At 39.2% G+C, this 6,937-nt stretch carries 4 protein-coding genes; 3 read left to right on the top strand and 1 reads right to left on the bottom strand.

Annotation, left to right across the window (positions count from 1 at the left end; translation table 11 throughout):
* Positions 1 to 246: 246 nt before the first annotated feature.
* Positions 247 to 2,268, bottom strand: a complete 2,022-nt coding sequence (locus tag MW688_RS19225; RefSeq protein ID WP_486737629.1) for a sensor histidine kinase — start codon at positions 2,266 to 2,268, stop codon at positions 247 to 249.
* Positions 2,269 to 2,302: 34 nt separating this feature from the next.
* On the opposite strand from MW688_RS19225, the gene MW688_RS19220 reads away from it, so the two are divergent.
* The 3 genes from MW688_RS19220 to MW688_RS19210 all read left to right on the top strand — a co-directional run bounded on the left by MW688_RS19220 (position 2,303) and on the right by MW688_RS19210 (position 5,332).
* Positions 2,303 to 2,944: a RibD family protein gene (locus MW688_RS19220; protein ID WP_486737628.1), complete on the top strand. Its 642-nt coding sequence runs from the start codon at positions 2,303 to 2,305 to the stop codon at positions 2,942 to 2,944.
* 155 nt (positions 2,945 to 3,099) lie between these two features.
* Positions 3,100 to 4,296: a GNAT family N-acetyltransferase gene (locus MW688_RS19215; RefSeq protein WP_486737627.1), complete on the top strand. Its 1,197-nt coding sequence runs from the start codon at positions 3,100 to 3,102 to the stop codon at positions 4,294 to 4,296.
* Between the two features lie 4 nt (positions 4,297 to 4,300).
* The gene (locus MW688_RS19210) at positions 4,301 to 5,332 is read left to right on the top strand and encodes a thiamine phosphate synthase (protein WP_486737626.1); all 1,032 of its coding nucleotides are present in this window, start codon (positions 4,301 to 4,303) and stop codon (positions 5,330 to 5,332) included.
* The last annotated feature ends 1,605 nt before the right edge of the window (positions 5,333 to 6,937 follow it).

The following is a 6,937-nucleotide window of genomic DNA, read 5'->3' as shown; positions in this document are numbered from 1 at the left end:
TTCTCGTCTGTTGGCCTATTTAGTACTTTTGTATTTGCGTGCTTTGGTCTAAGTTAAAAATTGTTTCTCGTCTGTTGGCCAATTTCTGTACTTTTTTGGGAGTGCAAGATCTGAGTTTTAGCTGTCAAATAAATGAACTTTTCTTCAGGAAAATTAGTACTCTTGTTCTGGTGCAAGATATAAGTATAGCAAAGAAAGAGTTGCTTAGGACAATAAGGAAAGCCAAACCCCTTGTCCTGTAAGCCTTTACCTTCTGCCTCCTGCCTCCTGCCTTCTGCCTTCTGCTATAGCTTTTATTTGTATCTCTGAGGTATCTTTAGATAACACCTGGTTGGGTTGGTCAATTTTAATCAATGGCAAGCGAATTTGTACAAGTGTACCTTGATTAAGACCAGAACTAGATAAACTGATGTTACCTCCCATAAGTTCTAATAAGTTACGAGAAATCGCTAAACCTAAGCCAGTGCCGCCATATTTTCTAGTTGTAGAAGCATCAATCATTTCAAAAGGACGGAATAACTTATCTTGTTTTTCAGGGTCTATACCAATCCCGGTATCTTTGATATTAATTATCACTGCATCACCCTTGCCTAGGAAATCAAAATTAGATTTATGAGACAAGGTTTTTATACATTTAGGGGTTATTTGTGATTGATTATCAACCAAAATATCTAAATTAATGCCCCCTTTTTCAGTAAATTTAATAGCATTACAGATAACATTTCTTAAAACCTGCTTAAGTCGGGAGGGGTCAGCACAAACAGTTAAATTTTGATTTAATCCAGAATAGGATATATTTAAGCCTTTGTTTTCAATATTCAAACGTTCTAATTCGATGACATCCTTAACTAGTTTACTCAATTCTACTGGTTCAAGATTCACAGAAATTTTACCTGCTTCAATTCGAGAAATATCGAGAATATCATTGATTAAATTTAATAAGTCAAAAGCTGCTTTTTCAGATTGACTAAATAGTTGTTGTTTTTCTATTTCATTTTCGTACAGTTCATCTTTCAGCAATTGAAGACAGCCAATAATACCATTGAGAGGGGTTCTCAACTCATGGGAAGTAGTGGCGAGAAATTCACTCTTTAACTGACTAGCAATTTTCGCTTCTTCCCAATATTTTTCTACTTGTTTACCCCATGTCTTTAACTTCTCTATCATTTCATTTAAAGCTTGAGATAGTTGTCTGACTTCTCTAATGTAAAAATTTTGAGGAATTGGCTGACTAGACATTAAATGTTCATTGTTAAGGGCATAATCTCTTAACTTTTCTAAAGGACGTGCTAAGATATGAGCCGCTAATAGCATACCCCCCATACTGATAGTCATAATCAATACTCCCATACCCAAGAGAGTTTGCCAAATAGAATCTAGAGGTGATAAAGCATCTTCTAAAGGTGTTACCGCCAAAATAATCCATTTTTGCCCAGCTTCTTGAGTAACGGGATTAGCAATGGCGCTGTAGCCTGCTACTACTTCTATGCCATTTTTTTGTAAAGCAAAAAGATGTAGAAAATCTTCTCTTCCCGCACTAGCATTTCTGACGATATTTTGTAGTCTCTCGGCATCTGGCAGTTCATTTATATTCCGTCCTACTTGATGGGGTAGAGGATGGGCTATAATTAAATCCTGTTGATTGATAACCACGGGATAACCCAGTAATATACCAGGGTCCGGTTTTTCTTGTTTTAACAAGGCAGCTTTGACAACTAAAGCCGAGGTTAAATCACCGTCTTGATTGTAAACTGGAGTAGCTAGTAACAAGACTAGTTGATTAGTTCTACTGGCTTCTTCGTCAACAGTTGGTAAGATTTGCTCTATATAAACATTTTGAGGATTTGTGAGCATTTGTTCTTGTTTGAGAGGCCATTTATTATCTAAATTAGTTATTTTTTCTTCACCACAGGTGCTGCCTTCAACTCGAAACTCTTGTATATCAATTAATTGAACACAATCTACATGATTGGGTAAAGTTCGCTGTAATTGATACAAAAAAGGTTTATATTCTTCTTTTTGATTATTTTTTAATATAGAACTATCGCTTGCTGTAACTAAGTGAGTCCTCAATGCTTGAATAGAAATATCAATATCTTTTCCTTTTTTTATCGCACTTTCTGTTAAGTTTTGTCTCGCTGTATCTAAAAATGCTGAACGTGCTTTTCTGTAAGTTACATATATGCCTCCAAGTAATATGGGCACCGTAATTCCAAATAAACCAAGTAAAAGAATGCGACGAAAAGAAAATTGGGGAATATGTCTCATGAATATTAACTTATAAATAATTTAGTTTAACAAAATGAAGAAAATTACAACAATGGTAATTTTGGCGATGACTGCCGATGGCAAAATTGCCGATAAAAATCGCTCTCGGATTAATTTTGCCTCAAAAGCTGATAAACAGCATTTAAGAGAGCAAATTGTTCAGTTAGATGCCCTTTTGTTTGGTGCAGGAACTCTGAGAGCTTATGGTACAACTATAACGATACCTAACTCTCAATGGCAACCTATCAGTATTGTTGTTTCAGCTTCTGGGTTGATTTCTCCTGAATTGCCTTTTTTTCAACAAATTATTCCCCGTTGGTTAATAACTACCGAAGAGGGGAGCAAGTTATGGCACAACTCTGGTGATGCTTATTTTGAACGTCTAATTATTTCTCAGGGTGAAAATAAGCAAATTAATTGGCATGAAGTTTTTAGACAATTATCTGATTTGGGGATTTACAAATTAGGCATATTAGGGGGAGGGGATTTAGTGGCTAGTTTAGCAGAGGAAGACTTGTTAGATGAATTTTGGCTCACTGTTTGTCCCTTTATTTTGGGGGGTAAAGAAGCCCCAACTCCTCTAGATGGTTTGGGTTTACCTTCTCCTCAAGCTTTAGAATTATTGGAAGTTAAACAAGTAGGTCAAGAAATTTTTCTCCATTATCGAAAGCTATAGCAGTATTTGTTGACATTAGGACATAATGTGGTTCTTTTGACAGTAGGCGGTAAATTTATGAGTAAAAGAGCGATCGCTCTTTTGTCGCTCTCTTTCTCCTGATTATTTTAGCTAAATCAACTAACATAGTCATAGTGATAACTTCAAAAATTGCTATGCTCAAACAAGTTAAACCTCAATATTCTTTTAGGTGGATGGGGAAAATGGCAGAAATACCCCAACAAGCCTGGGATGCTTTAGCACTTCCTTTGTCAACACCTTTTTTAGAATGGGAATGGCTCCATAATCTTGAAACTTCGGGAAGTGCTACGCCCCGCACTGGTTGGCAACCCTCTCATTTGACAGTGTGGAAGCAACAAGAGTTGGTGGCAGCAGCACCACTATATATTAAAAGTCACAGTTACGGAGAATTTGTTTTTGACCATCAATGGGCTGATTTATCTTATCGCCTCGGAGTGCCTTACTATCCTAAGTTGTTAGGAATGTCTCCCTTTACTCCTGCCGTGGGATATCGCTTCTTAATGGCGCCAGATGTAGATGAAGCGGCAATGACTGAGTTGATGGTATCGGCAATTGACCATTTTTGTGCCCAAAATAGAATTTATGGTTGTCATTTTCTCTATGCTGAACCAAGTTGGCGATCGCAAATGGAAAATTACGGTTTTCGCGGTTGGCTACACTATAGCTATATTTGGAGTAATCAAAGTTTTACTAATTTTGATGGCTATCTACAACAATTTAACACTAATCAGCGTCGCAATATCAAAAGAGAACGCAAAGCTGTGGCTAAAGCTGGCTTAGAAATGCGTGTCTTAACTGGTGATGATATTCCCCATCATCTATTTCCTCTCATTTATCGCTTCTATAGCAGTACCTGTGATAAGTTTTGGGGAGGTAGTAAGTATTTAACTCGCCAATTCTTTGCCCAACTCTATCCTAATTATAGTCATCGTGTCGTTTTAGTCGCTGCCTATAGCGAAGATAATCCTCAAAAACCTGTGGGTATGTCTTTTTGTCTGCGCAAAGGGGAAAATCTCTACGGTCGTTATTGGGGATGTTTTCAAGAATATGATTGTTTGCATTTTGAAGCTTGTTATTATAAACCGATAGAATGGGCGATCTCCGAAGGGATTAACATGTTTGACCCAGGCGCTGGAGGTAGACATAAGCGTCGTCGTGGCTTTCCTGCTACTCCTAACCACAGTTTACACCGTTTCTACGACCAGCGTATGAGTCAAATTCTCCATAACTATATTGATGAAATCAATGAAGCAGAAGCCGAAGAAATCGCCGCGATTAATCAAGATTTACCCTACAGCAAACGGGAAATAAATATATCTAATTTGAGTTAAATAGATGAACATAATTAACCAAAATCAACTGGATGGTAAAATTTTACGCATCCTAGATGCTAATTTAGACCGCGCTAGGGAAGGTATCAGAGTCATTGAAGAATGGTGTCGCTTTGGTCTTAATGATAGCCATAAGGCTGAGATATGTAAACAGATGCGCCAATCAATTGCTAGTTGGCATACTTCTCAAATCAAAATGTATCGAGATACCCCCGGAGATACTGGTACCAGTTTATCTCATCCCCAAGAAGAATATCGCGCTAATATAGACAAAGTTTTAGAAGCAAATATCGGTAGGGTACAAGAAGCTTTAAGGGTATTAGAAGAGTATGGAAAATTGTATGACTCGGATTTAGGGAAATCTGCTAAACAAATGCGCTACCAAGTCTATACTCTAGAAACTGACTTACTGAGACTAAATCGCCGTCAAAAACTCCAAGCATCTCCCCTCTATTTAGTTACTTCTCCTCAAGAGAATTTATTGTCTATTGTTGAAGCTGCCTTACAGGGAGGACTATCTTTAGTACAATATCGCGATAAACATAGTGATGACCAGATTAGATTGAAGGTGGCAACTAAACTTCGTCAACTCTGTTCCCAATATAATGCTTTATTTATTGTTAATGACCGCCTAGATTTAGCTTTAGCTGTGGAAGCTGATGGTGTACACTTAGGACAAACAGATTTTCCTATTGCCTTAGCGCGGCAAATTCTCGGCCCTCAAGCTATTGTAGGTCTCTCTACTACTAACCCCCAAGAAATGGAACGGGCGATCGCGCAAGGGGCTGACTATATAGGTGTAGGTCCAGTGTACCAAACCCCTACTAAACAGGATAAAGCCGCTACTGGTTTAGATTATGTTCGCTATGCCGTCTCTAATTCCCCTATGCCTTGGTATGCCATTGGTGGTATTGATTTGAGTAATGTTTCTGAAGTTCTTGAGGCTGGTGCGACTCGGGTAGCCGTAGTCAGGGCGATTATGGCTGCATCTGACCCTACTATGGCAACTAAGGAGTTTCTTGGTTATTTCAACTGAATACGATATAATTAGCGGTGCGTTACACTTCGTGCTTCGCACCCTACAGTATTCTTATAAGAAAAATGAGGTAATCCATATAGCATACAGCAGAAGGAAAGTTATACTCAGATCTTGCACCAAAGCCCAAAAGTTGCTGGTGGAGGTTGAGTTTTGAAGTAATGAGTAAGGAGTAATGAGTTTTGAAGTAATGAGTAATGAGTAAGAGAATTAATGCGATCGCGCTTAAAAATTGATTCTCGCCTGTTGGCCTATTTATAGCAGTAGTTCGTGTTAACAACATTTATTACTAACTTTTCCCCCCAACCCCCCTTACTAAGGGGGGCTTTTCATCATTTTTGTCAACATCTATTGGCGAGCTTGCTATAGTACTTTTTTAGGAGTGCAAGATATGAGTTTAACGAAAGTTGTCACCCCGTCAGGGGCGCAAGCCTTGCGCCCCTACATCATATTACTATTATATAGGGGGAGCAAACATGAGCGATCCTACATCTTAGGACTTTCATCAACTATGTTTCAATGTTACCTGTTCCCTGTCACTAATTATAGCAGTAGTTCGTGTTAACAACATTTATCACTAACTTTTCCCCCCAACCCCCCTTACTAAGGGGGGCTTTTCATCATTTTTGTCAACATCTATTGGCTCATTGCTATAAACAGATTTTCTTTGAGTACCAGATGATTATCGGTGCGTTACACGAATGTTAACGCACCCTACATTATTTCAGATTAAACACACTTATATTTATATTAATCATACCTGCAAATCACAGGGATAGATTTTTGACAACCAATAGTAGTAGGGGCGCTCATACTTGCGCCCTCATCTTCGGCTTGCGCCCTCATCTTCGGCTTGCGCCCTCATCTTCGGCTTGCGCCCTATCCATGAAACAAAATTAGTAGTTTGTTGATGATTATAGCACCGGGGGTAGGCGTGAGCTTCAGTTTCTTTGAGTGAATTATACCAAATCCAGTTTATAAAACCGCTTTATTTATAGCAATGAGCGTTGTACTGTTAACAATATTTATATTTACAGATCCCCCCTTCCCCCAGGGCTGTTTCGTTCTAAAATTTTTCGTAAGCTAGAAGCTAGACACCACAAAAGTTGACGCTCTTTTTAGCTATTATTAGAAAAAAGGTGATTTATTATTAGCAAAAAATCCCCTCTCCCTGCTCAGAAGCTCCCTGCTCCGGTGCTCCTCCTCACCATTTTCTTTGTCAAGAACGAAACAGCCCTGCCCCTTCCCCCCCGCAAACTCGGGGGGCTTTTCATGATAATAACTGTTAACATCTATTTGGTCATTGCTATAAATACGAGTAATTGTCGGTGCGTTACACGAATGTTAACGCACCCTACATTATTTCATATTAAGCACAATTGTATTATGTTAATCATACCTGCAAATCACAGGGATAGATTTTTGACAACCAGTAGTAGGGGCGCAAGGCTTGCGCCCATCGCAAGGCTTGCGCCCATCCCAAGGCTTGCGCCCATCCCAAGGCTTGCGCCCATCCCAAGGCTTGCGCCCATCGCAAGGCTTGCGCCCATCGCAAGGCTTGCGCCCATCCCAAGGCTTGCGCCCATCCCAAGGCTTGCGCCCATC

The sequence above is a fragment of the Johannesbaptistia floridana genome (genome assembly GCF_057440575.1).
Note: the sequence above shows the minus strand (reverse complement) of the source record. Positions and strands in the feature narration are given on the sequence as shown.

What these genes read in the sequence shown, in the direction of transcription:
- MW688_RS19225 (WP_486737629.1), bottom strand. Translation starts at nt 2,268, where the DNA reads ATGAGACATATTCCCCAATTTTCTTTTCGTCGCATTCTTTTACTTGGT.
- MW688_RS19220 (WP_486737628.1), top strand. Translation starts at nt 2,303, where the DNA reads ATGAAGAAAATTACAACAATGGTAATTTTGGCGATGACTGCCGATGGC.
- MW688_RS19215 (WP_486737627.1), top strand. Translation starts at nt 3,100, where the DNA reads ATGCTCAAACAAGTTAAACCTCAATATTCTTTTAGGTGGATGGGGAAA.
- MW688_RS19210 (WP_486737626.1), top strand. Translation starts at nt 4,301, where the DNA reads ATGAACATAATTAACCAAAATCAACTGGATGGTAAAATTTTACGCATC.